The following is a 26,488-nucleotide window of genomic DNA, read 5'->3' on the forward strand; positions in this document are numbered from 1 at the left end:
CGTTTGCCGCCCCGTCATTGTTGCCCCGTCCCGGCAGATCCGGGCGCGGGACGGGTCGATGCCTCAGCGAGAGGCGTGGAATGTCTTGCCAAGCGAACCGGGCGCGCGGCCGGCGGAAAGGATGACAAGCACAAGGATCGTCGCGATGTAGGGCGACATTGAGAGGTATTCGACGGGAATCGCAAGCCCTGCCGCCTGAAGGTTCAACTGCAGAACTGTGACGCCGCCGAAAAGATAGGCACCCAGCAGCAGCCGGACCGGTTTCCAGCCCGCAAAGACAACAATGGCCAGCGCGATCCAGCCTGCACCGGCGGTCATCCCTTCGGTCCACTGCGGCACCCGGACAAGGCTGATATAGGCCCCGCCCAACCCGGCGCAGGCCCCGCCGAACAGGATGGCAAGGATACGGATGCGGATCACGTGATAGCCCAGCGCATGGGCCGCTTCGTGGTTTTCCCCCACCGCCCGCAGGACCAACCCGGCGCGGCTGAATTTCAGGAAGGCCCAGACACCGGCCACAAGGATCAGCCCGACATAGACCATCGGGTCATGGTTGAAGGCGATCGGGCCGAGAACCGGGATATCGGACAGGATCGGGATATCCATCTTGGGGAAAGCCGGGGGCCGCGCCTCGGCATAGTTTTGGCCCAAAAGGGCGGACAGGCCCAGCCCGAACAGGGTCAGGGCAAGCCCGGTCGCCACCTGATTGGACAGGAAATACTGGGTCAGGATCGCAAAGAGGAACGACAGGGCCATCCCGCCCGCCGCCGCGCCCGCGAAGCCGAGCCAGGCGTTGCCGGTGTTATAGGCGAAGATCATGCCGCAGGCCGCGCCGGTGATCATCATCCCTTCGACCCCAAGGTTCAGAACCCCGGCCCGTTCGACGACAAGTTCCCCGATCGCCGCCAGCATGATCGGCGTCGCCGCCACCATGAGAGAGGCCAGAAGAAGGATTGGGTTGATTGCAGAAAGGTCCATTACGCGGCCTCCTTCGCGGTCAGGCGGATGCGGAAGTTGGTGAACAGGTCAACCGCCAGCAGGAAGAACAGAAGCATCCCCTGGAACAATTGCACCGCCGACCGGGGCAGGCCCAGCGTCAGCTGCGCGGTTTCCCCGCCGATATAGGTCAGCGCCATCAGGCAGCCCGCCAGCAGGATGCCGATCGGATGCAACCGGCCAAGGAAGGCGACGATGATCGCGGTGAACCCGTAGCCCACGTTGAAACTCGACAGGATCTGACCAGAGGGGCCGGCCACCTCGAACATGCCGGCGGCCCCGGCGAGAGCGCCCGAGATCCCCATGCAGACCAGAACCAGCCGGTTGGCATTGACCCCGGAAAAGGCCGCCGCTCGGGGGCTCTGCCCGGCAAGCCGGACGTTGAAGCCGAAGATATGCCGCGACAGGGCGATGTAGGACACGACCACCGCGAACAGCGCCGCTATGACACCCCAATGCAGACCGGTCCCGGCGATCAGGTCGCCGTTATAGGCCGATGCATATTGTTGCAGGTTCCGGCTGCCCGGGAACCCGTGACCTTCGGGGTTGCGCAGCAGTCCAAGCGACATGGAGTCGAGCATGAAATCCGCGACATAGACAAGCATGAGCGAGACGAGGATTTCGTTGGTCTTGAACTTGACCTTCAACAGCCCCGGGATCATTGCCCAGAGCATGCCGCCGACCATGCCCGCGATGATCATCAGCGGGAAGATCAGCCAGCGGGCCTCCATCGGGTAGAAGGCAAGGGCGATCCCGGCGCCGAAGATGGCGCCCATGATGTATTGTCCTTCGGCCCCGATATTCCAGATGCCCGCGCGAAACCCGAAGGACAGGCCCAGCGCGATCAGGACCAGCGGCCCCGCCTTCTTGACCAGTTCGGGCCGGTCGAAGGCCGCGAATTCGCCGAACAGCGGGTCCCAGAAAATGGTGCGGATCGATTCCAGCGGCGGTTTGCCCAGCATGGCAAAGACCGCGCCGCCGACGATCATGGTCACGACCACGGCCACGAGGGGCGCAAGGTAGGTCCATGCCTGCGACGGCTGCGGGCGTTTCTCAAGCGTCAACATGGGCCACCTCCATATCGTGTGCGCCACCAAGCATCAGACCGATTTCCTTGATGGTCAGGCCCTTGGCCGGGCGCGGGGCCGACAGGCGGCCTTCGTTCAGGGCCGCGAAGCGGTCCGAGATTTCCATAAGCTCGTCCAGATCCTGGCTGATCACGATTACCGCCGCACCTTCGGCGGCCTCGTCAAGGATCGCCTGCCGGATAGAGGCGGCTGCGGCCGCGTCCACGCCCCATGTCGGCTGATTGATGATCAGAACCTCGGGGCGTTGCATAATCTCCCGGCCGATGACGAATTTTTGCAGGTTCCCGCCCGACAGTGCGCGGGCGGCAACATGGCTGCCCGGGGTGCGCACGTCGAAGGTTTCGATCACCTGCTCGGCAAAGTCCTTGGCCTTGGCCCAACGGACAAAGCCCCGGTCGTCTGTCAGTTCCATCCGCACCGCGCCAGTCAGCACGGCGTTTTCGACAAGCGACATATCGGGGGCGGCGGCATGGCCGTTGCGTTCTTCCGGCGCGGCGGCAATCCCGGCCTTGCGGCGGGCATTGGGGGGCAGATGCCCCACCGAATTGCCCTTGAAGCTGATCATGCCGGGTTTGGTCTTCATCTCGCCCGACAGGGCGGCGACCAATTCGTCCTGACCGTTGCCAGCCACGCCGCCGATGCCCAGAACCTCGCCCGCGCGGACCTCGACGCTGATGTCCTTCAGCGCGGTGCCGAACTGGTGTGGGGCAGGGGCGGACAGGCCGCTGATCGCCAGAACCACATCGCCTTCCTGTGCCTTGTCGGCCTTTTCGGGGACATGCAGCGTGGCGCCGACCATCATTTCGGCCATGTCGCGGGCCGATGTTTCGCGCGGGTCGCAGGTGCCCACGACCTTGCCCAACCGCAGGATAGTGGCGTGTTCACACAGCGCCCGGATCTCTTCAAGCTTGTGCGAGATATAGAGGATCGACGTGCCTTCTGCCCGCAGCTTGCGCAGGGTTTCGAACAGGATTTCAACCTCTTGCGGGGTCAGAACGCTGGTCGGCTCATCCATGATCAGAAGTTTCGGATCTTGCAGCAGGCAGCGGATGATTTCGACCCGCTGACGTTCCCCAGCCGACAGGTCGCCGACGACCCGGTCAGGGTCCAGCGGCAGGCCATAGGTTTCCGACACTTCGCGGATGCGGCGGGCCAGGTCGCCCATCTTCGGCGGATTTTCCATGCCAAGGGCGATGTTTTCGGCCACGTTCAGCGCGTCGAACAGCGAAAAATGCTGAAACACCATGGCAATACCGGATGCCCGCGCGGCGCGTGGTTCGCTGGGCTGGAACGAAGCCCCTTCCAGCGTCATGGTCCCCGTGTCCGGTTTGACCAATCCGTAGATCGTCTTCACCAGTGTTGATTTCCCGGCCCCGTTTTCCCCCAGTAGGGCGTGCACTTCGCCCTTCTTGATGGAAAAACTGACATCGCTGTTGGCGACGACGCCGGGGTAGGCCTTGGTCAGGCCCGATAGTTCAAGCAGTGTGTCTGTCACGACCTGCGGTCCCCCTGTTGTTGTGGGTGTCGGCCTGTTTCATCAGGCTCGTTGCGACCCCCAGCGCGATGGCGCGGGGGTGCTTTCCTAGTGCCGGGTCGCCGATTGGGCAAGCGATCCGGGAAATTCGTTCAGCGGTATGGCCCAAGGCCCCAAGACGGCTGCGAAAGCGCGCCCATTTGGTGGCAGAGCCGATGACCCCGCAACTGCCGAACCCGCGCCGCAGCAGGGCGTCGCAGAGTTTCAGGTCAAGGTCGTGGCTGTAGGTCAGGATAATGTGCTGCGCGTCCTGCGGCGCATGGGCCGCCAACAGGACAGGATCGGCGGCGGGCAGGGCGGTGACGCCCGCAGGAACATCGGCCGGGAACCGGTCATGCCCGGTGTCGACCCAGGTGATCGCATAGCCCGGCATCGGGGCCAGAATATCGACGATCTCGCGCCCGACGTGGCCCGCCCCCCAGATCCAGAGCTTTTCCGGCAGGGCCTCGGCCACCTCGATCAGCCAGCCGTCCTGAACGACGGGTTGGGCGCCGGGGCGCAGATTGGCCACCTTTCGCGCGACCGATGCGGGGACTGGACCGGACGAGCCGGGCAGCGGCCGCGCGAAAGGCAGGGAGGAAGGTAGGTTGGTCTGGTCGAACCGTTCCCAGACCAATGTGACGGACCCGCCGCAGCATTGGCCCAGCGACGGGCCAAGCGGCAGGGTCCGCTGTCGGATGGGTTGCTTGGCGGAAAGCAGGGCGCGGGCGTCTTGGGTCGCCCGATATTCCAGCTCTCCGCCGCCGATGGTGCCGTTTTGGCCATGCGCCCAGACCAGCATGGAGGTGCCCGCGCCGCGCGGAGCGGACCCGGCATCGGCGGTGACCAATACCCGGACGACGCTGCCGTGTTCGGCAACCGCCTCCCGCAGTATGGTCAGATCAAGGCTCATCCCCGCGCCCTCTTGACCGCTTGCAGGACACGTTCGGCGGTCGCCGGGGCGTCCAGCATCGGATAATTCGGGCCACAGGCCGCCGCCGCATCCGACAGCGCAAAGAAGGCCGACATGCCGAGGTTGAAGGGCGGTTCACCCACGGCCTTGGACCGGTAGATCGTCGCCTCGGGGTTTTCGCCGTCCCAAAGCTCGACGTTGAACACCTCGGGCCGGTCCGAACAGGCCGGGATCTTGTAGGTCGACGGCGCGTGGGTGCGCAGCCGCCCCTTGTCGTCCCAGACCAGTTCCTCGGTCGTGAGCCAGCCCGCACCCTGCACGAAGGCCCCCTCGACCTGACCCTTGTCCAGCGCCGGGTTCAGGGACCGGCCGACATCGTGGATGATGTCCGTCCGCAGGATGCGGTTTTCTCCGGTCAGCGTATCGATCACCACTTCGGTCAGCGCCGCGCCATGCGAGAAATAGAAGAACGGGCGGCCCTGGCCCTTGGCCCGGTCCCAGGACAGATCGGGCGTCTTGTAGAACCCTGTGGCCGAGAGGCTGACCCGGTTCTGATAACAGGTGGCGGCGGCCTGTTCGAAGGTCATTTCGTTGTCGCCGACCCGCACCTTGCCGTCTTCGAAACGGACCCGTTCGACCGGGCATTGATGCAATTCGGCAAGGCAGTTCGCCATCCGGTCGCGGATCGTGTCACAGGCGGCCTTGGCGGCCATCCCGTTCAGGTCCGACCCGCTGGAGGCCGCCGTGGCCGAGGTGTTGGGCACCTTGCCGGTATCGGTCGCGGTGATCTTGACCAGCGACACATCCACGCCAAACCGGCTGGCCGCGACCTGGGCCACCTTCTGGAACAGCCCCTGTCCCATTTCGGTGCCGCCGTGGTTCAGGTGGATCGACCCGTCCTGATAGACATGCACCAGCGCCCCGGCCTGATTGAGGTGGGTGAGAGTAAAGCTGATCCCGAATTTCACTGGGCTAAAGCCAATCCCGCGCTTCAGGATCGGGTTCTTGGCGTTCCAGTCAGCAATCGCCGCCTTGCGGTCGGCATAATTCGCGTCCGCCAGCAGTTTTTCGGTCATTTCATCAAGGATGAAATCCCGCACCTCCATCCCATAGGGCGTGGTGTTGCCGCTAACCTTGCCCGCGCGGACCGGCCCCATATTGTGGTAATAATTCACTTGCCGGACCGCGATGGGATCAAGGCCAAGGGTATGGGCGATATGGTCCATCACCCGTTCGATGCCGAAAATCCCCTGCGGTCCGCCGAACCCGCGATAGGCCGTGGCCGATTGGGTATTGGTCCGCAACCGGTGCGATGTGATCCGCGCGTGGTCCAGCAGATAGGCGTTGTCGGCATGCAGCATCGCCCGATCGGCGACCGGGATGGTCAGGTCCAATGCCCAGCCGCCACGGGTGTATTGCTGAAAATCAATCCCCTTGATCCGGCCCGTGTCGTCAAAGCCAACGTCATAGTCGATCCGGAAATCATGCCGTTTGCCGGTGATCGTCATGTCGTCGTCGCGGTCATAGCGCATCTTGACCGGGCGGCCGGTTTTCACCGCAATCACGGCGCAGGCACAGGCCAGCGCGTTGCCCTGGCTTTCCTTGCCACCAAAGCCGCCGCCCATGCGCCGGGCCTCGACCCGGACGGCGTTCATTGGCACGCCCAGCGCCTCGGCCACCTTGTGCTGAATCTCGGTCGGGTGCTGGGTCGAGGAATAGACAACCACATCGCCGCCCTCCTGCGGTGCGACCATGGAGGCGTGGCTTTCCAGATAGAAATGCTCCTGCCCGCCCATTTCCAGCCGTCCTCGCAGACGGTGCGGGGCGGCGGCCAGCGCCGCATCGGTGTCGCCTTTTTGCCAGACGCGCGGGCCGTCGTCGAAATACTGACCTGCCGCGACCGCCTGATCCACGGTCAGGATCGGCGCCTCTTCGGCATAGGTGATCCGCGCCTTGGCTGCCGCGCGGCGGGCCGCATGGTGGCTGGTCGCCGCGACCACAAAAATCGGCTGGCCGACATAGTGAACCGTGCCGACCGACAACAGCGGTTCGTCATGGATCGACGGGCTGACGTCATTGGCGAAAGGCAGGTCGTCGGCGGTCAGAACCGCGACAACACCGGGGGCCGTGCGAACCGGGTCAAGGTCCATCGCGGTGACGGTGCCGCGCGCAATGGACGAGGTGCCGAACGCCAGATGCAGGCAGTTCGCAGGGGTCGGGATGTCATCCACATAGCGGGCCTGACCGGTGACGTGCAGCGGACCGCTGTCGTGGGGAAGGGGTTTCGTCACGCTCATGCCCGCACCTCCAGCACATTGGTTGCTTGCCCGTTCAACTCGGCAAAGTAGCGGCAGAGCAGGTTCTGCGCGGCTTCCAGCCGGTAATCGGCCGAGGCGCGCATGTCCGTGAGAGGTGTGAAATCCGCTGCAAAGGCGGGCAGGGTGGCGTCAATCGTCGCCTCCGACCAATCCTTTCCGATCAGCGCGTCTTCCACGGCCTTCGCCCGCTTTGGAATGCCCGCCATCCCGCCAAATGCGATCCGGGCGTCTGTCACTTTTCCATCCGCGACGGTCACATTGAAGGCCCCAAGGACCGCGGAAATGTCCTGATCGAACCTTTTGGAAATCTTGTAGACCCTCAGGGCAGGCGCGGATTTCGGGAAGCTGACCGCCTCGACGAATTCGCCGGGCGCGCGGTCCTGCTTGCCATAGTCGATAAAGAAATCTTCCAGCTGGATATCGCGGCGGGTGCTGCCCTTGCGCAAGTGCAAGGTGGCGCCAAGGGCGATCAGCACCGGCGGGTTGTCCCCGATCGGCGACCCGTTGGCAATGTTGCCGCCAAGGGTGGCCGCATTGCGCACCTGTTCCGAGGCATAGCGGCGGATCATGCCGGCATAGGAGGGGTGATAGACCTGCATGGTTTCATACATGTCGGTCATTGTCACACCCGCGCCGGCGCGGATCACGTCACCAGACAGATCAAACCCCTTCAGGTCCGCACAGCGGTTCAGAAACGCCACCTTGGGCAGGTCGCGCATCTGTTTGGTAACCCAGAGGCCCACATCCGTCGCCCCGCCGATCAGCGTGGCATCTGGGTTGTCGGCGTACCAGGCCGCAAGTTCGTCAACACTTTCCGGGGCAATGGACAGCGGCGCGACGTCCAGTTCCGCCGCGTCATCGTCCAGCCACTCCGGCGCATCTTCCGCCTCGGCCGCTTCGGCCGCGCGGATGATCGGCGCATAGCCGGTGCAGCGGCACAGGTTGCCCGCCAGAACCACGTCGTGATCCGTGCGGCCCTGCATATGGCCCGCGACCATCGAAGAGATGAACCCCGGCGTGCAGAAGCCGCATTGCGACCCGTGCAGGTCGACCATGGCCTGTTGAACCGGGTGGAGGGTGCCATCAGGCCCCGCCATGCCTTCGACGGTGCGAACTGCCTTGCCGTGCAACTGGGGCAGGAACAGGATGCAGGCGTTCAGGGCGCGCACGCCCTTTTCGTCGGTGACGACAACGCTGCACGCGCCGCAATCGCCTTCGTTGCACCCTTCTTTGGTTCCTGTGAGTCCCTGATCTTCCCGCAACCAGTCAAGCAAGGTTCGGGTTGGATCGGCTGCCACCCGCACGGTCTCTCCGTTCAGAAGAAACGTGATCTCGGTCATGCCTAATTCTCGGCCGCCTTCTGTTTTGCGTGGACCTTTCCGGGCCTCTTTCGCTCGGCGCTGACCCGATGCGGCGTAAAATCAGCGCTCCCTGTTGGTGGATCAAACAAAGCCTTGTTTCCGGATTCGGGCAAGGGTGGTGAGGCGCGGTGTCGCAGAAAGACCTTTTGGAAATTTTTGACAATCTCGCGAATTGTCAAAAATATTCTTCAGTTCTGACCTGGTGGGGGCGGATGCGCAACTGTCCCCTTCCACCGGCAGGGGCGCTGGGCTAGCTTGCCGCCATGTCTGCCAACCCAAAGTTCATCCACCTGCGCGTTCACACGGAATATTCGCTTCTTGAAGGGGCGGTTCCGGTCAAGAAACTTGCCGCGATGGCGGCCAAGGCGAACATGCCTGCCGTGGCGGTTACAGATACCAATAACATGTTCTGTGCGCTGGAATTTTCGGAATATGCCAGCGGCGCCGGGGTGCAGCCGATCATCGGCTGTCAAGTCGATCTGGAGTATGTGACGCCAGAGCCGGGCAAGCGTCCCGACGCCCCCGCACCGCTGGTCCTTCTGGCCCAGTCCGAGGCGGGCTATGAACATCTGATGAAGCTGAATTCCTGCCTTTACCTGCGCACGGATGGGCAGCTTCCCCATGTCACCATGGACGATCTTGCCGCCAACGCGGGTGACGTGATCTGTCTGACCGGCGGGCCGGACGGACCGGTTGGGCGGTTGCTGCGGGCCGGGCAGCACGCCAAGGCGGAAACGCTGATGGCCCGGTTGAAGGATATTTTCGGCGACAGGCTTTATGTCGAATTGCAGCGCCACCCGACCGACGGCGGCCTGCCCGAGACCGAGCGGCTGACCGAGCAGGGCCATGTCGAAATGGCCTATGCGATGGACCTGCCGCTGGTCGCCACCAACGATGTCTACTTTCCGGCCAGCGACATCTACGAGGCGCATGATGCGCTGATCTGCATCGCCGAGGGCGCCTATGTGGACCAGCAGGAACCGCGCCGCAGGCTGACCCCGCAGCACTATTTCAAATCGCCCGAGGAAATGGCGACCCTGTTTGCCGACCTGCCCGAGGCGTTGGAAAACACGGTCGAGATTGCGCGCCGCTGCGCCTTCAAAGCCTATAAACGCGCGCCGATCCTGCCGAAGTTCGCGGATGACGAGGTGCAGGAACTGCGTCGTCAGGCGGAACAGGGGCTGAAGGACCGTCTTGCCGTCATCCCCCATGCCGCGTCGGTGTCCGATTATGAAGCGCGGCTGGAGTTCGAACTGGGCATCATCGAGGGCATGGGCTTTCCCGGCTACTTCCTGATCGTTGCCGACTTCATCAAATGGGCCAAGGACCACGATATTCCGGTCGGGCCGGGCCGGGGGTCTGGTGCGGGCAGCCTTGTGGCCTATGCGCTGACCATCACCGACCTTGATCCGCTGCGTTACAGCCTGCTGTTCGAACGGTTCCTGAACCCCGAACGCGTGTCGATGCCCGACTTCGACATCGACTTTTGCATGGATCGCCGCGAAGAGGTGATCCGCTACGTTCAGGAAAAATACGGGCGCGACAAGGTGGCCCAGATCATCACCTTCGGCGCGCTTCTGTCCAAGGCGGCGGTCCGCGACGTGGGCCGGGTGCTGCAAATGCCCTATGGGCAGGTCGATAAACTGTCCAAGATGATCCCGGTGGAGGGGGTCAAACCCGTCAGCATCGAAAAGGCGCTGGCGGACGAACCGCGCCTGCGCGAGGCGGCCAATTCCGAAGAGGTCGTGAACCGGCTTCTGACCTACGGGCAGAAGATCGAAGGGTTGCTCAGGAACGCCTCGACCCACGCCGCCGGGGTGGTGATCGGGGACCGTCCGCTGGACCAGCTTGTGCCGCTGTATCGCGACCCGCGGTCCGACATGCCGGCGACCCAGTTCAACATGAAATGGGTGGAACAGGCCGGTCTGGTCAAGTTCGACTTTCTGGGCCTCAAGACCCTGACCGTGGTGCAGAACGCCATCGACCTGATCCACAAATCCGGTCGGCAATTGCACGAGGCCGCGGACGGCAGCCAGATTTATCAGCCCGCTGAAGGGGCCGAGAACCAGATCAACGCGATCCCGTTGGACGACGAAAAGACCTATGATCTTTACGCCCGCGCCAAGACGGTGGCGGTGTTCCAGGTGGAAAGTTCGGGCATGATGGATGCGCTCAAGCGCATGAAACCCACCTGTATCGAAGACATCGTGGCGCTTGTGGCGCTGTATCGTCCCGGCCCGATGGAGAACATTCCCACCTATTGCGAGGTGAAGAACGGCCAGCGCGAGTTGGAATCGGTCCATCCGCTGATCGACCATATCCTTGAAGAAACCCAAGGCATCATCGTCTATCAGGAACAGGTGATGCAGATCGCGCAGGTCATGGCGGGGTATAGCCTTGGCGGCGCCGACCTGCTGCGTCGCGCCATGGGGAAAAAGATCAAAGAGGCGATGGACGCCGAACGCCCCAAGTTCGAATCCGGGGCCGCCGCGAATGGCGTGGACAAGAAGAAGGCGAGCGAGGTTTTCGACCTTCTGGAGAAATTCGCCAACTACGGGTTCAACAAATCCCACGCCGCCGCCTATGCGGTTGTCAGCTACCAGACGGCTTGGCTGAAGGCGAACCACCCGGTGGAGTTCATGGCGGGCGTCATGAACTGCGATATTCACCTGACTGACAAGCTGGCCGTCTATTTCCAGGAGGTGAAGAAGGGCCTTGGGATCGACTATATCCCGCCCTGCGTGAACCGCTCGCTGGCGACCTTCGACGTGAAGGACGGCAAACTGGTCTATGCCTTGGGGGCGCTCAAGAACGTCGGCGCCGATGCGATGGGCCTGATCGTCGAGGGGCGGGGCGACAAACCCTTTGCCACGCTTTTTGACCTTGCCCGCCGGGTCGACCTGAAACGGGTTGGCAAGCGGCCAATGGAAATGCTGGCCCGCGCCGGGGGCTTTGATCAGCTTGATCCCAACCGCAGGCGTGTTTTTGAAAGTCTGGATGCGCTGGTCGCCTATTCGGCTGCGGTCCACGATCAGAAGAATTCAAATCAGGTGTCCCTGTTCGGCGAGGCTGGGGATGACCTGCCCGAACCGCGTCTGTCGGGCTGCGCCGATTGGTTGCCCGCCGAACGGCTTGCCGAAGAATTCAAGGCGGTGGGGTTCTACCTGTCGGGCCACCCGCTGGACGATTACCTTGCCCCGCTGAAGCGCAAGGGCGTCCTGACGCTGGACGAGGTGACGGCCAAGGCCGAACGCGGGGCCTGCATCGTCAAGATGGCCGGAACTGTTGCCGGGCGGCAGGAGCGGAAATCGGCGCGCGGCAACCGCTTTGCCTTCGTCCAGATGTCGGACCCGACGGGCAGTTTCGAAGTGACCCTGTTTTCCGACACGCTGGAGGCCTGCCGCGATTTCCTTGAGACCGGGTCGCAGGTGGTCATTCAGGCTGAGGCGACGATGGAATCGGATCAGTTGAAGCTGCTGGGCCGGAGCGCATCGCCGATTGACGTGGCGGTGGCCGATGCCGGGGCGACGGGGCTGAAAATCTACCTCGAAGAAGCGCAGGCCGTGCCGGTGGTGCAATCGGTGCTGGATCGAGCGTTGACCGACGGGGTGCGTGGCGGCAAGGGGCCGATCTATTTCTGCCTGATGGACCCCAGCCTGCCGGGAGAGGTGGAGCTGGACCTTGGCCAATCCTACCCGGTGACGCCGCAGATCAAGGGCGCGCTGCGCAGCCTTGAGGGCGTTCTGGAGGTCGAGGAAATCTAGGGCTGCGTTGTGCGCGGGAACAAGGCCGCAGGCCGCCCGCGCATCGCCTGCCCGTCCCGGCGGGCTGGCGATTGGCAACCAACGCTCTGCCCTGGTCAGGTCACGCGAAAATTGAACGATAAACCGCCCCGCTTGGGCGTTGCAGCGCCACCCCACGGGCAGGCAATGCGCCGACGACCGCCCCGCCTACCAATGCGGCGGGCGTTGATCGGCCAGTGGCACAGAGCCGCCTGCGTCAAGTTCCCGCTCTGCCTCGCGTTCCATCAGCACGTGCAGCCGCCGCTTGAGGATGTCGATTTCCTTTTCCTGCCGCGCGACCACGTCAGACAGGTCGTCGACGGTGCGCAGCAGGTGCGCGATATCTTCTTCGATGCGGGTTGTGTCGGTCATGGCGCTTTTTATCACGGCCCGCGCCGGGGTGCGAGAGGGGAAGCGCCGCAGCCGTTGCCCTTTGACCCAAGCCGCGATAAACGCGGCCCCGAACGATACCGCCCGAGGACACCATGGCCAAGGTCAAGAAAACCCCGCGCCCCAAGGCGGAAACGCCCAAGGGCTTCCGAGACTATTTCGGTGCCGAAGTCACCGAGCGCAGCGAGATGCTGCAAAAGATCGCCGGGGTCTATCATCGCTATGGGTTCGAGGCGCTGGAAAGCAGTGCTGTCGAGACGGTCGAGGCGCTGGGCAAGTTCCTGCCCGACGTGGATCGCCCGAACGAGGGCGTGTTCGCGTGGCAAGAGGACGCCGAGGGTGACAAACCCGGCGATTGGCTGGCGCTGCGCTATGACCTGACCGCGCCTTTGGCCCGGGTCTATGCCCAGCACCGCAACGACCTGCCGACCCCCTACCGCCGCTTCGCGATGGGTCCGGTCTGGCGCAATGAAAAGCCCGGCCCAGGCCGGTTCCGCCAGTTCTATCAATGCGATGCCGATACGGTCGGGTCCGGGTCGGTCGCGGCGGATGCCGAGATTTGCGCGATGCTGTCCGACACGCTGGAAGAGGTCGGCATCCCGCGTGGCGACTACGTGGTGCGGGTGAACAACCGGAAGGTCTTGAACGGGGTGCTGGAGGCGATGGGCCTTGGCGACGATCAGGACCGCAAGGATGCCGTCCTGCGCACCATCGACAAGTTCGACAAGGTCGGCGAGGAAGGCGTGCGCCAGCTTCTGGGCAAGGGGCGGTTGGATGCCTCGGGCGCCTATATCGACGGGGTGGGGCTGTCGGAAGAACAGGCCGCGCCGGTCGTGGCCTTCCTGACGTCGAAAGGCGCGGACAATGCCGAAACGCTGGCCAACCTGTCGGACGCCGTCGGTGCCTCCGAGGTTGGGGCGCAAGGCGTTGCCGAACTGCGCGAAATCGCGGACCTTCTGGCTGCCGGTGGCTATGGCCCCGACCGCATCGTCATCGACCCTTCCGTCGTCCGTGGCCTAGGCTATTACACCGGCCCGGTGTTCGAGGCGGAGCTGACCTTTGAAATCCTCGATGAAAAGGGCCGCCCGCGCCAATTCGGCTCGGTCGCCGGGGGCGGGCGTTATGACGATCTGGTCAAGCGCTTCACCGGTCAGGAAGTGCCCGCAACGGGCGTCTCCATCGGGGTGGACCGCTTGCTGGCCGCGCTGCGGGCCAAGGGGCGCATGGGCAGCACGGCGCAGGGGCCGGTCGTTGTGACCGTCATGGACCGTGACCGCATGGCCGATTATCAGGCCATGGTGGCGGAACTGCGGGGTGCCGGCATCCGGGCCGAGGTCTACCTTGGCAACCCGAAGAACTTTGGCAACCAGTTGAAATACGCGGACAAGCGGAACTCCCCCATCGCCGTGATCGAAGGCGGGGCGGAAAAAGACGCGGGCGTGGTGCAGATCAAGGACCTGATCCTTGGGGCCGAGATCGCCAAGAACGCGACGCTGGAAGAATGGAAGGACCGGCCCAGCCAATACGAGGTCCCGCGCGCCGATCTTGTCGCCAAGGTCCGCGAGATTCTGGAAAGCCAGGGCCAGTGACCGCCGCCGCATCCGCCCGTGCCGAGGCCGCGCGCCTGTCGGACCTGTTCCGCGCTGCCGGGGGGCTGCCGGTCGAGGCTGACATCCTGCAACCGGCAGAAACCCTTCTGGACCTCTATGGCGAGGATATCCGCGCCCGCGCCTATGTGACCGCCGACCCGCTGCGCGGTGAAATGATGCTGCGCCCGGATTTCACCGTGCCCGTTGTGCAGATGCATATGGAAAGCCGCGCCGAACCCGCCCGCTATACCTATGCGGGCGAGGTGTTCCGGCGGCAGGAAGAGGACACTGGCCGGGCCAGCGAATACCTTCAGGTCGGATACGAGGTCTTCGATGGCAAGGCCCCGGCAGAGGCTGACGCAGAGGTCTTCGCGCTGGTGGCGCAGGCGCTGGACGGGCTGCCTGTGCGCGCCTCGACCGGCGATATCGGTGTGCTGATGGCCGCGGTCTCGGGGCTGAAGACGTCAGAGGCCCGCAAGGCCGCGCTGATGCGGCATATCTGGCGGCCGCGCCGGTTCCGCGCCCTCCTGGACCGCTTTGGCGGCAAGACGCCGGTGCCGGCCAGCCGCATCGCCCTTCTGGCCGAACCCGACCCCCGCGCCAAGGCAGGCCCGGACATGGGGCTGCGCGGCTGGGACGAGGTGTCGGCCCGGATCGACGCACTGCGCGAGGACGCCGCCCTGCCGCCGATTTCGGCCGAGGAAATCGCGCTTCTGGATGCGATCCTGACCCTGCGCGAAACCTGCCCGAACGTCCTGTCGAACCTGCGCGACATCGCCGTGGACCTGCCAGCGATCAGTGCCGCTGTCACGCGACTGGACGCACGGATCACCGCGCTGTCGAACCGGGGCGTCGACGTAGAGGCGCTTGAGTTCGAAGGGAATTACGGCCGCACGTCGATGGAGTATTACGACGGGTTCGTCTTCGGGTTCTATGCCGCTGGACGCCCCGATCTGCCGCCCGTGGCCACCGGCGGGCGCTATGACGCGCTGACGCGGGTGCTGGGGCAGGGCCGGGCCATTCCCGCCGTCGGCGCGGTGATCCGCCCGGAATTGGTGGTGGATCTGCGGGGGGCGGGCCAATGACCGTGAAACTGGGTGTGCCGTCCAAGGGGCGGCTGATGGAAAAGACCTTTGACTGGTTCGGCGCGCGTGGCGTCAAGCTGGTCAAAACCGGGTCCGACCGGGAATATTCGGCCGCGGTCGAAGGGATCGACGGGCTGGAACTGGTGCTGCTCAGCGCGGGCGAGATTCCCCGCGAATTGGCGGCGGGCCGTATCCATCTGGGCGTGACCGGGTCCGATCTTGTCCGGGAAAAGCTGGCCGGCTGGGAGAGCCGCGTGCGGGAATTGCAGCCGATGGGCTTCGGCGGGGCGGATCTGATTATCGCCGTGCCGCAGGCCTGGGTCGATGTGGACACGCTCGACGATCTGGACGCGGCGGCGGCGCAGTTCCGGCGCAACCACGGATTCCGCCTGCGGATCGCCACGAAATACCACCGGCTGACCCGCGATTTCCTGCGTGACAACGGGGTGGCCGACTATCGTCTGGTCGATAGCCAGGGCGCGACCGAAGGCACCGTCAAGAACGAAACCGCCGAGGCGATTGCCGACATCACTTCGACCGGGGAGACCCTGCGGGCCAACGGGCTGAAGATCCTGTCGGACGGGTTGATCCATTCGTCGCAGGCGACCCTATTCAAAAGCCGCAGCGCTGATTGGGGACCGGAAAACCGGGCCACCCTTGACCGGCTGGAGTTCATCCTTGGGCTATAGCACCCCGATCTCGGCCAATTGGGCAGAAAGGTCTGCGGGCAGGGCATCGTCATCGGCGCGGGCCGTGCCAAGGTCGATCGGGGCGTCCTCGGGTTTCAAGTAACGCCAGCCCTGGAACGGGCGCTTTTGCGTGGGCGCGGTCCGGATCAACTCGGGGTCGAGCACGATGGCGCATCGGCGGATGCCGTCACTGCCCTCGACCTCGTCCAGTCGCAGGATGCGTTGGCGGCACAGAATCTGTCCCTTGATCACCCAATAGATCGACCCGCCGTTCAGCACCTCCGCCTCGCGCTTGGGCCACATCCGGGTGACGTGGCGGGGCAACCCGTCGGCGGTCTGGGCCTGCCGCATGGTCTGCCATTGGGCCAGATTGGCGACATCTTCGGTGCCGACCGATAGCTTGACGAGATGGACGGTGTTCTTCACGTGTTCCCCCTAGATGTGGTAGGGTAAGCCCCTGCCAACGATTCTGCCAGTGCCCGGGTATTTAGTGCCGCTGGGCGCTAGTCAAATCGGGGGACCCGCCCTATTGTGTGCCCTCTCACTGCGACTTCTGCCAAAGGATGCCCCCTGCCGATGACCCGTTTTGCTGCCCCCATCGCCGAACAGATCTGGGACATGAAATACCGCTTCAAGCAGGCGGACGGGACGCCGATTGACGCCACTGTCGAAGACAGCTGGCGCCGGATCGCGCGGGCGCTGGCAGCGGTCGAAAGGAACCCAAGTGACTGGGAAGACAGGTTTTATGCCGCGCTGGAGGATTTCAAATACCTGCCCGCCGGCCGGATCACGGCAGGCGCCGGAACCGCGCGACAGGTGACCCTGTTCAACTGCTTTGTCATGGGGACCATCCCCGACAGCATGGGCGGTATTTTCGACATGCTGAAAGAAGCCGCGCTGACCATGCAGCAGGGCGGCGGGATCGGCTATGATTTCTCGACCATCCGACCCAAGGGCGCGGCGGTGCACGGGGTGGCAGCGGATGCCTCTGGCCCCTTGTCGTTCATGGATGTCTGGGATGCCATGTGCCGCACGATCATGTCCGCCGGGTCGCGCCGGGGCGCGATGATGGCGACCATGCGTTGTGACCATCCGGATATCGAGGATTTCATCACCGCGAAATCCGACCCGGCCCGGCTGCGCATGTTCAACATGTCCGTGCTGGTGACCGATGCCTTCATGGAAGCGGTCAAGGCGGATGGCAGCTGGGAGCTGAAATTCGGCGATCGCGTCTACAAGACGGTCGAGGCCCGCGATCTGTGGGACCGGATCATGCGGTCGACCTATGACTATGCCGAACCGGGCGTGATCTTCATCGACCGGATCAACCAGATGAACAACCTTGCCTATTGCGAGGATATCGCGGCGACGAACCCATGTGGGGAACAGCCGCTGCCGCCCTATGGCGCCTGTCTGCTGGGGTCGATCAACCTTGCCCGGCTGGTCCACAGCCCGTTCGAAGACGCCGCCCATGTCTGCCTGACCGAGCTGAAAGAGCTGGTCGCGACCGCCGTGCGGATGATGGATAACGTGGTGGATGCGTCGCGCTTTCCGCTGGAGGCGCAGGCGCAAGAGGCGCAGGCCAAACGCCGGATCGGTCTGGGGGTCACCGGCCTTGCCGATGCGTTGTTGATGTGTGGTCTGCGCTACGGGTCCGAGGAGGCTGCGGCCAAGACTGAGGAATGGATGAAGGCCATCGCGCGCGCCTCCTATCTGGCCAGCGTCGATCTTGCGAAAGAGAAGGGCGCCTTCCCCATGTTCGATAAGGACAAGTATCTGGCCTCTGGTTCGCTGCGCGAGATGGATGAAGATGTGAAAACGGCAATTGCCGAACATGGCATCCGCAACGCGCTTCTGACCTCGATCGCACCGACCGGGACGATTTCGCTTTATGCTGGGAACGTCAGCTCGGGGATCGAGCCGGTCTTCGCCTATGCCTACACCCGCAAGGTTCTGCAAAAGGACGGATCACGGACCGAGGAAGAGGTCGTGGACTACGCCGTGCAGATGTGGCGCGACAAGTTCGGCGATGCGCCGCTGCCCGACTATTTCGTGAACGCCCAGACGCTGGCCCCGCTGGACCATGTGCGGATGCAGGCGGCGGCCCAGAAATGGATCGACAGCAGCATTTCCAAGACGATCAACTGCCCTGTGGACATCAGTTTCGAGGCGTTCAAAGACGTCTATATGGAAGCGTTCGAGACCGGCTGCAAAGGCTGCACCACCTATCGCCCCAACGATGTGACCGGATCGGTCCTGAGTGTCTCTGAAGAGAAAGCCCCAGCAGACAGCCCGGCAGCCGTCGATGGGGGCGAAGTCGTCTATCTGTCCGAACCGCTGGACCGCCCGGCGGAACTGGAAGGCGCGACCTACAAGGTCAAATGGCCCGACAGCGAGCACGCGATCTATATCACCATCAATGATCTGGTCGTCGGCGGGCATCGCCGCCCGTTCGAGATTTTCATCAACTCCAAGAACATGGAGCATTTCGCATGGACCGTGGCACTGACCCGGATGATTTCGGCGGTGTTCCGGCGCGGCGGCGACGTGTCCTTTGTCGTGGAAGAGCTGAAGGCGGTCTTTGACCCGCGCGGCGGCGCCTGGATGAAAGGGAAATATGTCCCGTCGATTCTTGCCGCCATCGGGGGGGTGATTGAAAAGCACATGATCTCGACCGGGTTCCTTGCGGGCGAAGGCTTGGGGTTGAAGGCCGACCCGCAAGCCGAAGTGATGCAAGTGAACGGCGCGCCGCGCGGCAAGGCCTGTTCGTCCTGTGGGTCCTACGAAATGCGGATGGTCGAAGGGTGCATGACCTGCGCCTCTTGCGGCTTTTCGAAATGCGGTTGATCCGCCGGGATCAGCTATCGCCATAAAATTGACATTCCGGGCGGTCATACGGGGCGTTCGGAACAGGGTTTGTCGGAAATTGAAAGGTTGAACACGCCATGCGGTTTCATTGGCTGATCGCGGCTGTCGGAATTGCCCTTGGTGGCGCCCATCCCGCCGCCGCGCTTGACCTGACGTTCGGGCCCGAGCGTGAGACGCTTGGCGTCGGGCGGTTGTTCAACAATGACCAGTTTGGCGACACCTATGACCGCTGGCGGACCGGGTCTTATGTGTTCTCGCTTGTGCGTGGGCCGGATTGGTCCGGGCCGCGGCCCACCACGCCCGGAGAGATCGTCGAATATCGCTTTCGGACCGAGATCATCGCGCCCTCCGCCTTGAACGGACCGGGATCGGATGACCGGCCCTATGTCGGCGCGCTGTCCGCCGGGGCGCATACCCATTTTTCGCTTGGTCGGGTCGAGGCGAGCGTTGGTGCGGATCTGACCGCCGTCGGGCCGCAGACCGGTGTGTCGGATCTTCAGGCTGCGTTCCACGAGATGTTCGGCCTGCCGACCTTGTCGCCCACGGTTGCCGACAATCAGGTTCCCAATGCGGTCTACATCAGCGGCACGGCCGAGCTTGGGCTGCCGGTGCCCCTGTCCGAAACCGCGGTCCTGCGTCCCTTCGTCGAGGCGCAGGCGGGGGTCGAGGACATTTTGCGCATCGGTGGAGACCTTGTGATCGGGCGCGTGGGGCAGGGTGGGCTTTGGCTGCGCGACGTGCCGACCGGGCAGCTTTACCCCGGTATCGCGACCGGGGCGGGCGGGGTCACCTATGTGGTCGGCATGGACTATGCCGTCGTCGGTCAAAGCCGGTTCTTCCCCGATGATATGGGCGCATCCGCGCTGCCCGAACGGTTCCGGGCGCGGGCGATGGCCCATTGGCAACTTGGCTCCGAGGTCAGCTGGGGATACGGGATGACCTATCTGTCGGAAGAATTCGAAGGCCAGCCCGAAGGCCAGTTCGTCGGATCGGTGAAGCTGAATTTCAACTTCTGACCAAAAAGTTAACGCCTGTCCTTAAAGTGTCTTGATTCGCTCGAATCAGCCTTGTTAGGGTTGCCCTGTAGCACCGCGCGACAAATGACGCGGGCACAACATGAGGCAGAATACAGGCATGAAGACGGGCTTTCATGGCACGTTCGTCATTTCCTGGTCGCAAACCGAACTGGACGGTCAATGGTCCGCCCCGTTCGAAAACCTTCGGGTCGGGGCCATCTGGGTCTGGACCGGGGATCCCGTGCGGGTCGATGGGCCGGCGACGGTCCTGACATTGGGAACAGCGACCGGAGAGACGGATCTTCGCAGGCGCGCCGCGATGAGCGTGCGCCGGCTTTTGCGGGCTGTCGACGCGCCGGTCGCGGACCCGGCCAGGTCAGGCGAAATCACCGCCCCCGCGTTTGAACGCAGTTTCAACGTCACCGACGGTCGGTCCACCTGGACCGTGACGCTGATCGACACCGGGGCAGGGCGGCCGCCCCTGTTGATGTTCACCGGCGAAATGCCGCCGCGCCACGCGGAACTGTGGATCGTGTCGCATAACATCGACCTTGATCAGCGCGACCAATCGGCGGACCTGCCCGGTGGGGTCATCTGTTTCACCCCCGGCACCGAGATCCTGACCGAACGCGGTCCCCGCCTTGTAGAGCATCTGGCCGAAGGCGACATGATACAGACCAAGGATAATGGCTGTCAGGAATTGCTGTGGATCGGCCAGCGGCGGATCACCGGCGCGCGTCTTTACGCGATGCCGCATCTGTCGCCGATCCGCCTGCGGGAAGGGGCGCTGGACAAGGGCGTTCCCGATGCCGGGCTTCTGGTGTCGCCGGATCACCGGGTCATGGTGCGCGGCGCCAAAGCACGGGCACTGTTCAATTGCGACGAGGTGCTGGCCACGGCCCGCGATCTTGTGAACGACGAGACGATCCTTGTGGATCATTCCGTGCAAGAGGTGACCTACATTCACCTTCTGCTGGAAAGTCATGAAGTTGTCTTCGCCAACTCGGTCGAAACCGAAAGTTTCCATCCGGCCAGTGCCGCGCTGGACAATCTGGGTCTGGAAGAGCAGACCCGGCTTTACGATCTGCTGCCCGTCCTGCGCGGCGACCCGCAGGCATACGGCAATTATGCGCGCCGTGTTCTGTCGAAATCCGAGGCCGCGCTTCTGCGGCACGACGGGCGGTATCGGGCGATCTAGGTCGCGATCGACAAGTTTTCTCCAGTGGGGCGGGGAAGGGCGTTGACTCTCCCCGCCCCCGCTATATAAGCCGCGCGTTCATTGGTGTTGGTGGCCCCCGCAAGGGGATGCCTGTCACGGGTCCGCCCGTTAGGACAACGCCCTTCATAGTGGCCCCTCGGGGCCTCGCATAACTCGAAGGAGATCAGACGGTGACCAAACGCACCTCTGCCAAGTATAAAATTGACCGCCGGATGGGCGAAAACATCTGGGGTCGTCCGAAATCCCCGGTCAACCGCCGCGAATATGGCCCCGGCCAGCACGGCCAGCGCCGCAAGGCTAAGCTGTCCGACTTCGGTCTGCAGCTGCGCGCCAAGCAGAAGCTGAAGGGTCACTACGGCGACCTGACCGAAAAGCAGTTCCGCCGCATCTACGCCGAAGCCGAACGGGTGAAGGGCGACACTGGCGAGAACCTGATCGGCCTGCTGGAGCGCCGCCTGGACGCCGTCGTCTACCGCGCCAAGTTCGTGCCGACCGTCTTTGCTGCCCGCCAGTTCGTGAACCACGGCCACGTGACCGTGAACGGCAAGAAAGTGAACATTCCTTCGTACCGCGTGAAAGAAGGCGACGTGATCGAGGTCCGTCAGAAGTCCAAGCAGATGGCGCTGGTGCTCGAAGCCTCGCAACTGCCGGAGCGTGACGTTCCCGATTATCTCGAAGTTGACCATTCCAAGATGGTCGCAACCTTCGTGCGGACCCCGGGTCTGTCGGATGTGCCCTACGCGGTGCAGATGGAACCGAACCTCGTTATCGAATACTACGCGCAGAACTAAGGTTCGCGCCGATCCATTCGAGGGGCCGCGACGGGAAACCGCCGCGGCCTTTTCCTTTTTGCCACAGGGGTCAGACAACCTGCGCCTGCGCTGTCTTGCCTCTGGAAAGCCGGTCGCCCCGCCGCTAAGGAAGGGCCGGGGATGTCAGGGAATACGGCCATGGCCAGCAAGATCAAACCGCAACCGGGGATCATGGAGATCGCGCTTTACAAAAGCGGCGAAGCCACGATTGCGGGCCGGACCGAGGTGTTGAAGCTTTCTGCCAACGAAAGCCCCTATGGGCCGTCGGACAAGGCGAAAGCCGCCTTTGCCAAGACCGCCGCAACCCTGCATCGCTATCCCGGCACCGATCACGCCGACCTGCGGGCCGCCATTGCCGAGGTGCACCGGCTGGACCCCGCGCGGATCATCTGCGGCGTCGGCTCGGACGAGGTGCTGCAATTCGTGGCGCAGGCCTATGCCGGCAAAGGGGATGAGGTTATCCACACCGAGCATGGCTTTGCAATGTATCCGATCCTGGCCCATGCAGTCGGGGCCAAACCCGTTTGTGTGCCCGAAAAGAACCGCCGCGTGGATGTGGATGCGGTCCTGTCGGCCTGCACCCCGAAAACCCGGATCGTCTTTATCACCAACCCCGGCAATCCGACCGGCACCATCCTGTCGAAGAAGGATTTGGCCCGGTTGGCCAACGGCATTCCAGAAAAGGCGCTTCTGGTGCTTGACGGGGCCTATACCGAATTTGCCGATGGCTCTGACGGGGGTGCGTCCCTGGTCGAGGCCCGCGACAACGTCATCATGACCCGCACCTTTTCCAAGGCCTATGGGCTGGGCGGGTTGCGGATTGGCTGGGGCTATGCCCCGGTCGAGATCATCGAGGTGCTGAACCGCATCCGCCAGCCGTTCAACCTGTCCCCGACCCAACTGGCCACCGCCGAAGCGGCGGTGCGCGATCAGGACTGGCTGACCAAGGTCGTGACCGACAACGCCCGCAACCGCGCCTGGCTGGTCGAGGCGCTGAACGATATCGGTGTCGCGGCGGACGAAAGCCAGGCGAACTTCGTTCTTGCGCGGTTCAACTCTGAAGAAGAGGCCGCGGCCTGTGATGCCGCGCTGCGGGCCGATGGGATCATCGTGCGCCGGGTGGGGGGCTACGGCTTTCCGCAGGGGCTGCGGATCACGGTGGGCGAGGAATCCGCCTGTCGCCGCGTCGTGCATGTGATTGGCCAGTTCAAAGGGGTTCGCTGATGGCGCAGGTCTATGATCGGGTGGCCCTGATCGGGCTGGGTCTCATTGCCTCGTCGATGTTCTGGGCGATCAAGCGCGCCGGGCTGGCGGGCGAGGTCACGGGCTTTGCCCGGTCCGCCGAGACCCGCGCCACCGCCCGCGACATCGGCCTGTGCGACCGGGTGTGCGACAGCGCGGCAGAGGCGGCCGAAGGCGCGGACCTTGTGGTGCTTTGCGTGCCCGTGGGCGCGATGGGGGCGGTCGCCGCTGAAATCGCGCCGGTGCTGAAGCCCGGGGCCACCGTGTCGGACGTGGGATCGGTGAAGAAGGCGGTGATCGAGGCCGTTGGCCCGCATATCCCCGACGGCGTGCATTTCATTCCAGCCCACCCGCTTGCAGGGACCGAGCATTCCGGCCCCCGGTCGGGCTTTGCCGAGCTGTTCGATAACCGCTGGTGCATTCTTGTGCCTGAAGGCGCCGATGCGGCTGCAACCTCCCGCCTGCGGGCGCTGTGGGAAGGCATGGGGTCCAACGTTGAAGAGATGGACGCCGAACACCATGACCTTGTGCTTGCGGTCACCAGCCATACGCCGCACCTGATTGCCTATACGATGGTGGGCGTCGCCGACGACCTGCGCCGGGTAACCGACAGCGAGGTCATCAAGTATTCCGCCGCCGGTTTCCGGGATTTCACCCGGATTGCGGCCAGTGACCCGACCATGTGGCGCGACGTCTTCCTGACCAACAAGGAAGCCACGCTGGAGATCCTTGGCCGCTTCACCGAAGAGCTGTTCGCCCTTCAACGGGCGATCCGAACCGGTGATGGCGACCACCTGCATGCCTATTTCACCCGGACCCGCGCGATCCGTCGCGGGATCATCGAGGCCGGGCAGGATACCGATGCGCCGAACTTTGGCCGGACCCCTGCCAAGAAAGGCTGACGCCTTGCTTGCATGGCCCCTTCGGGGGCCGTAGAAGCGCCCGGAACATTCTTCGCGCAAAGGACCGGGACATGGGTTTCAAGATGGGCATCGTGGGTCTGCCGAACGTCGGCAAGTCGACCCTTTTCAACGCGCTGACCAAGACCGCCGCGGCGCAGGCCGCGAACTTCCCCTTCTGCACCATCGAACCGAACGTGGGCGAGGTCGCGGTGCCCGATCCGCGTCTGGACAAGCTGGCGGAAATCGCCGGGTCCAAGCAGATCATCCCGACCCGGATGACCTTTGTCGATATCGCGGGCCTGGTGAAAGGCGCGTCCAAGGGCGAGGGCCTCGGCAACCAGTTCCTTGCCAATATCCGCGAATGCGATGCCATCGCCCATGTGGTCCGCTGTTTCGAAGACGGCGACGTGACGCATGTCGAGGGCCGGGTTGATCCGGTCGACGACGCGCAGGTGATCGAGCTGGAACTGATGTTCGCCGATCTTGAAAGCATCGAAAAGCGCCGCGCCAACCTCGTCCGCAAGCTGAAGGGCAACGACAAGGAGGCGCAGCAGCAGGACCGGCTGCTTGCCGCCGCGCAAGAGGCGTTGGAAAACGACCGGCCCGCCCGGTCGGTTCAGGTTGACGCCGAAGACGCCAAGGCGTGGAAGATGCTGCAACTGCTGACGCAGAAACCCATCCTCTATGTCTGCAACGTCGAGGAAGAGAACGCCGCTACCGGCAATGCCCACTCCAAGGCGGTCGCCGAAATGGCCGCGGCGCAGGGGGCAGGGGCTGTCGTCATCTCGGCCAAGATCGAGGAAGAGATCAGCCAGCTGGATGCGGAAGAGGCCGAGATGTTCCTTGGTGAGATGGGGCTGGATGAGGCCGGTCTGGATCGGTTGATCCGTGCGGGATACGAGCTGTTGCACCTTGAAACCTATTTCACCGTCGGCCCGAAAGAGGCCCGCGCCTGGACGATCCGCGCCGGCACGCTTGCGCCGCAGGCCGCCGGGGTGATCCACGGGGATTTCGAACGCGGGTTCATCCGGGCCGAAACCATTGCCTATGATGATTTCGTGGCTTTGGGCGGGGAACAGGGCGCCAAGGAAGCCGGCAAGATGCGGGCCGAAGGCAAGGGCTATACCGTCAAGGACGGCGACGTTCTGCACTTCCTGTTCAACACCTGACCGGAAAGGCATTTTCCCGCATTCGCCCTCTTGCCCCCCTGCACGTGTTTCATTAGACGGGTCAGCGGAGCTGTGGCCGAGTGGTCGAAGGCGCTCCCCTGCTAAGGGAGTAGGCCCGGAAGGGTCTCGTGGGTTCGAATCCCATCGGCTCCGCCACCATTTCATCGGTATGTCTGTTTGACCCATCTCATTCGGGATGGGGCGTGAAGTGGTGCGGTCCGGCAGTCTGTGTCGGATGATTCAGGTTTGGTGACCTGCCTGTTTCCGCCCTGCCGGTGTCCCCTGGGCATTGTTTTGGGTCGATTAGGGTGAATCTAGTTGCCAAAACGTTTCGGTTTGACATGATAGCGTCAACGGGAGGCGCGCTGGCGCGTTGGGAATATGACAACACTCAAGGATCTGAGCCGCCATCTGGGCCTGTCGGTGACGCAGGTTAGCCGGGCATTGAACGATCACGCCGACGTCAGTGAAAAGACCAAGGTTCGAGTGCGGGATGCCGCCAAGTCCTTGAATTACGAAGCAAATGTTCTTGCAAGGCGGCTTGTGACCGGGCGATCGGGTATCGTGGGGCTGGTTTATCCAACCATGCCCGACCCGTCGGACTCGTGGTATTTCATGCAGTTCGTCGCCGGGCTGTCCAAGGAGTTTTCCCGCCTTGGCCGTCAGTTCATGTTGCACATGCCGGACGATGCGGGCGACCATCTGGACGTCTATGACAGGTTGGTTCGGAGCCGGTCGATCGACGGGTTCATCATCATGACCCCGATGGTTGCGGACCCTCGGGTGAATTTCTTGCGGTCTCGAAGCGTGCCCTTCGTTCTGCATGGGCAGACCATGGACGAGCCCGACTATCCGTTCTTCGACATCGACAACATGGCTGTCGGATACGATCTGACGGCTTATCTCGCGGACCGCGGGCACCGGGAAATCGCGATTATCAATGGCAATCCGGGTGCATCTTTCGTCGAGCGGCGGTTTGACGGCTACCGGCAGGCCCTGCGTGAAAGGGGGTTGCCCAATCGCGCCCAGTTCGAGGCGGCAGGCATGATGACCGCAGACCTTGGTTTGCTGGAAACAGTGCGCATGTTCCAATCGGACGGACCAAAGCCTACGGGGATCATCGCCAGTAACCTGCGGATTGCAAAGGGAATTATCTCGGCTCTCAACGCGATGGGGCTTCGTGTGCCGCAAGACGTTTCCGTTGTGGCGCATGATGACAAGCTACCAGACGTGAGTGCCGAAAGTCTTGGCTCGGGGCTGACAACAACCGAGGCACCCTTGGGGGATAGTTGGGAACCTCTGGCCCGGTTTCTGAACGCTACACTGGACGGTGCGCCCCTGTCCGAGGTGCAGGAAGTGGGGCCTCATTCGCTGGTCGAACGGGGGTCGGTCGCGGTGCGTTAGCCCGTACCGGGCGGTGAAAAAGGCCGCCGGGGACGGTGATGGTGGATGCTGAAGGAATCATATTGACGGATCGCAACTGTTGGCGCTAACGTTGCCGAAACGTTTCGGTAAATAGCCGGGCCGTTTTGGATC

20 protein-coding genes and 1 tRNA gene are annotated in these 26,488 nt (G+C 63.5%); 13 read left to right on the forward strand and 8 right to left on the reverse strand.

The features are described from left to right. Nucleotides 1-63: 63 nt before the first annotated feature. Genes EU803_RS01880 through xdhA form a run of 6 tightly spaced genes read right to left on the reverse strand, consistent with a single transcriptional unit; the run spans nucleotide 64 to nucleotide 8,168 of the window. Complete coding sequence (locus tag EU803_RS01880; protein ID WP_129679179.1) at nucleotides 64-978, reverse strand: ABC transporter permease; 915 nt, start codon at nucleotides 976-978, stop codon at nucleotides 64-66. After that, complete coding sequence (locus EU803_RS01885; protein ID WP_129679181.1) at nucleotides 978-2,063, reverse strand: ABC transporter permease; 1,086 nt, start codon at nucleotides 2,061-2,063, stop codon at nucleotides 978-980. The genes EU803_RS01880 and EU803_RS01885 overlap by 1 nt, the downstream gene beginning before the upstream one ends. Further along, nucleotides 2,050-3,579 (reverse strand): ABC transporter ATP-binding protein, encoded by a 1,530-nt coding sequence (locus EU803_RS01890; protein ID WP_129679183.1) that lies wholly within the window; start codon nucleotides 3,577-3,579, stop codon nucleotides 2,050-2,052. Before EU803_RS01890 ends, EU803_RS01885 begins: the two co-directional genes overlap by 14 nt. Further along, nucleotides 3,560-4,510 carry a xanthine dehydrogenase accessory protein XdhC gene (xdhC, locus tag EU803_RS01895; protein ID WP_129679185.1) on the reverse strand — a complete coding sequence of 317 codons (951 nt, stop codon included), beginning with the start codon at nucleotides 4,508-4,510 and terminating at the stop codon, nucleotides 3,560-3,562. Before xdhC ends, EU803_RS01890 begins: the two co-directional genes overlap by 20 nt. Then, nucleotides 4,507-6,807 (reverse strand): xanthine dehydrogenase molybdopterin binding subunit, encoded by a 2,301-nt coding sequence (gene xdhB / locus EU803_RS01900; protein ID WP_129679187.1) that lies wholly within the window; start codon nucleotides 6,805-6,807, stop codon nucleotides 4,507-4,509. The genes xdhC and xdhB overlap by 4 nt, the downstream gene beginning before the upstream one ends. Continuing rightward, complete coding sequence (xdhA, locus tag EU803_RS01905) at nucleotides 6,804-8,168, reverse strand: xanthine dehydrogenase small subunit (protein WP_129679189.1); 1,365 nt, start codon at nucleotides 8,166-8,168, stop codon at nucleotides 6,804-6,806. Before xdhA ends, xdhB begins: the two co-directional genes overlap by 4 nt. A gap of 284 nt (nucleotides 8,169-8,452) precedes the next feature. Here xdhA and dnaE point away from each other — a divergent pair, with 284 nt between their 5' ends. Then, nucleotides 8,453-11,953, forward strand: a complete 3,501-nt coding sequence (gene dnaE / locus EU803_RS01910; protein ID WP_129679192.1) for a DNA polymerase III subunit alpha — start codon at nucleotides 8,453-8,455, stop codon at nucleotides 11,951-11,953. 186 nt (nucleotides 11,954-12,139) lie between these two features. Here the strand turns inward: dnaE and EU803_RS01915 are convergent, their stop codons facing one another. Further along, complete coding sequence (locus EU803_RS01915) at nucleotides 12,140-12,343, reverse strand: SlyX family protein (protein WP_129679194.1); 204 nt, start codon at nucleotides 12,341-12,343, stop codon at nucleotides 12,140-12,142. Nucleotides 12,344-12,456: 113 nt separating this feature from the next. Here EU803_RS01915 and hisS point away from each other — a divergent pair, with 113 nt between their 5' ends. Genes hisS through hisG form a run of 3 tightly spaced genes read left to right on the forward strand, consistent with a single transcriptional unit; the run spans nucleotide 12,457 to nucleotide 15,724 of the window. Further along, nucleotides 12,457-13,950 carry a histidine--tRNA ligase gene (gene hisS, locus EU803_RS01920; protein ID WP_129679196.1) on the forward strand — a complete coding sequence of 498 codons (1,494 nt, stop codon included), beginning with the start codon at nucleotides 12,457-12,459 and terminating at the stop codon, nucleotides 13,948-13,950. Beyond that, the gene (locus EU803_RS01925; protein ID WP_242494254.1) at nucleotides 13,947-15,035 is read left to right on the forward strand and encodes an ATP phosphoribosyltransferase regulatory subunit; all 1,089 of its coding nucleotides are present in this window, start codon (nucleotides 13,947-13,949) and stop codon (nucleotides 15,033-15,035) included. Before hisS ends, EU803_RS01925 begins: the two co-directional genes overlap by 4 nt. Continuing rightward, entirely contained in the window at nucleotides 15,032-15,724 is a 693-nt protein-coding gene (gene hisG, locus EU803_RS01930; RefSeq protein ID WP_129679209.1) for an ATP phosphoribosyltransferase, read from the forward strand. The genes EU803_RS01925 and hisG overlap by 4 nt, the downstream gene beginning before the upstream one ends. On the opposite strand, the gene EU803_RS01935 is transcribed toward hisG, so the two are convergent. Then, complete coding sequence (locus EU803_RS01935) at nucleotides 15,719-16,150, reverse strand: DUF1489 domain-containing protein (RefSeq protein ID WP_129679211.1); 432 nt, start codon at nucleotides 16,148-16,150, stop codon at nucleotides 15,719-15,721. The genes hisG and EU803_RS01935 overlap by 6 nt on opposite strands. A gap of 150 nt (nucleotides 16,151-16,300) precedes the next feature. Here EU803_RS01935 and EU803_RS01940 point away from each other — a divergent pair, with 150 nt between their 5' ends. The 9 genes from EU803_RS01940 (at nucleotide 16,301) to EU803_RS01980 (ending at nucleotide 26,356) form a co-directional block, all read left to right on the forward strand. Beyond that, a complete protein-coding gene (locus EU803_RS01940; protein ID WP_129679213.1) occupies nucleotides 16,301-18,571 on the forward strand; it encodes an adenosylcobalamin-dependent ribonucleoside-diphosphate reductase in 2,271 nt (756 codons plus the stop codon). Between the two features lie 98 nt (nucleotides 18,572-18,669). Further along, nucleotides 18,670-19,608 (forward strand): lipid A-modifier LpxR family protein, encoded by a 939-nt coding sequence (locus EU803_RS01945; RefSeq protein ID WP_129679215.1) that lies wholly within the window; start codon nucleotides 18,670-18,672, stop codon nucleotides 19,606-19,608. A gap of 118 nt (nucleotides 19,609-19,726) precedes the next feature. Next, nucleotides 19,727-20,806: a Hint domain-containing protein gene (locus EU803_RS01950; RefSeq protein ID WP_129679217.1), complete on the forward strand. Its 1,080-nt coding sequence runs from the start codon at nucleotides 19,727-19,729 to the stop codon at nucleotides 20,804-20,806. Between the two features lie 191 nt (nucleotides 20,807-20,997). Then, complete coding sequence (gene rpsD / locus EU803_RS01955; RefSeq protein WP_129679219.1) at nucleotides 20,998-21,618, forward strand: 30S ribosomal protein S4; 621 nt, start codon at nucleotides 20,998-21,000, stop codon at nucleotides 21,616-21,618. A 159-nt stretch (nucleotides 21,619-21,777) separates the two neighbouring features. Further along, nucleotides 21,778-22,863, forward strand: coding sequence for a histidinol-phosphate transaminase (gene hisC, locus EU803_RS01960; protein ID WP_129679221.1), 1,086 nt, complete (start codon nucleotides 21,778-21,780; stop codon nucleotides 22,861-22,863). Next, nucleotides 22,863-23,783 carry a prephenate/arogenate dehydrogenase family protein gene (locus tag EU803_RS01965; protein WP_129679223.1) on the forward strand — a complete coding sequence of 307 codons (921 nt, stop codon included), beginning with the start codon at nucleotides 22,863-22,865 and terminating at the stop codon, nucleotides 23,781-23,783. The genes hisC and EU803_RS01965 overlap by 1 nt, the downstream gene beginning before the upstream one ends. Nucleotides 23,784-23,854: 71 nt before the next feature. Further along, the gene (ychF, locus tag EU803_RS01970) at nucleotides 23,855-24,952 is read left to right on the forward strand and encodes a redox-regulated ATPase YchF (RefSeq protein ID WP_129679226.1); all 1,098 of its coding nucleotides are present in this window, start codon (nucleotides 23,855-23,857) and stop codon (nucleotides 24,950-24,952) included. Between the two features lie 66 nt (nucleotides 24,953-25,018). Further along, nucleotides 25,019-25,108, forward strand: a tRNA-Ser gene (locus EU803_RS01975). 225 nt (nucleotides 25,109-25,333) lie between these two features. After that, a complete protein-coding gene (locus tag EU803_RS01980) occupies nucleotides 25,334-26,356 on the forward strand; it encodes a LacI family DNA-binding transcriptional regulator (RefSeq protein ID WP_129679228.1) in 1,023 nt (340 codons plus the stop codon). Nucleotides 26,357-26,488 lie beyond the last annotated feature (132 nt).

It is taken from the genome of Loktanella sp. IMCC34160 (assembly GCF_004145845.1).
Classification (GTDB): domain Bacteria; phylum Pseudomonadota; class Alphaproteobacteria; order Rhodobacterales; family Rhodobacteraceae; genus SELP01.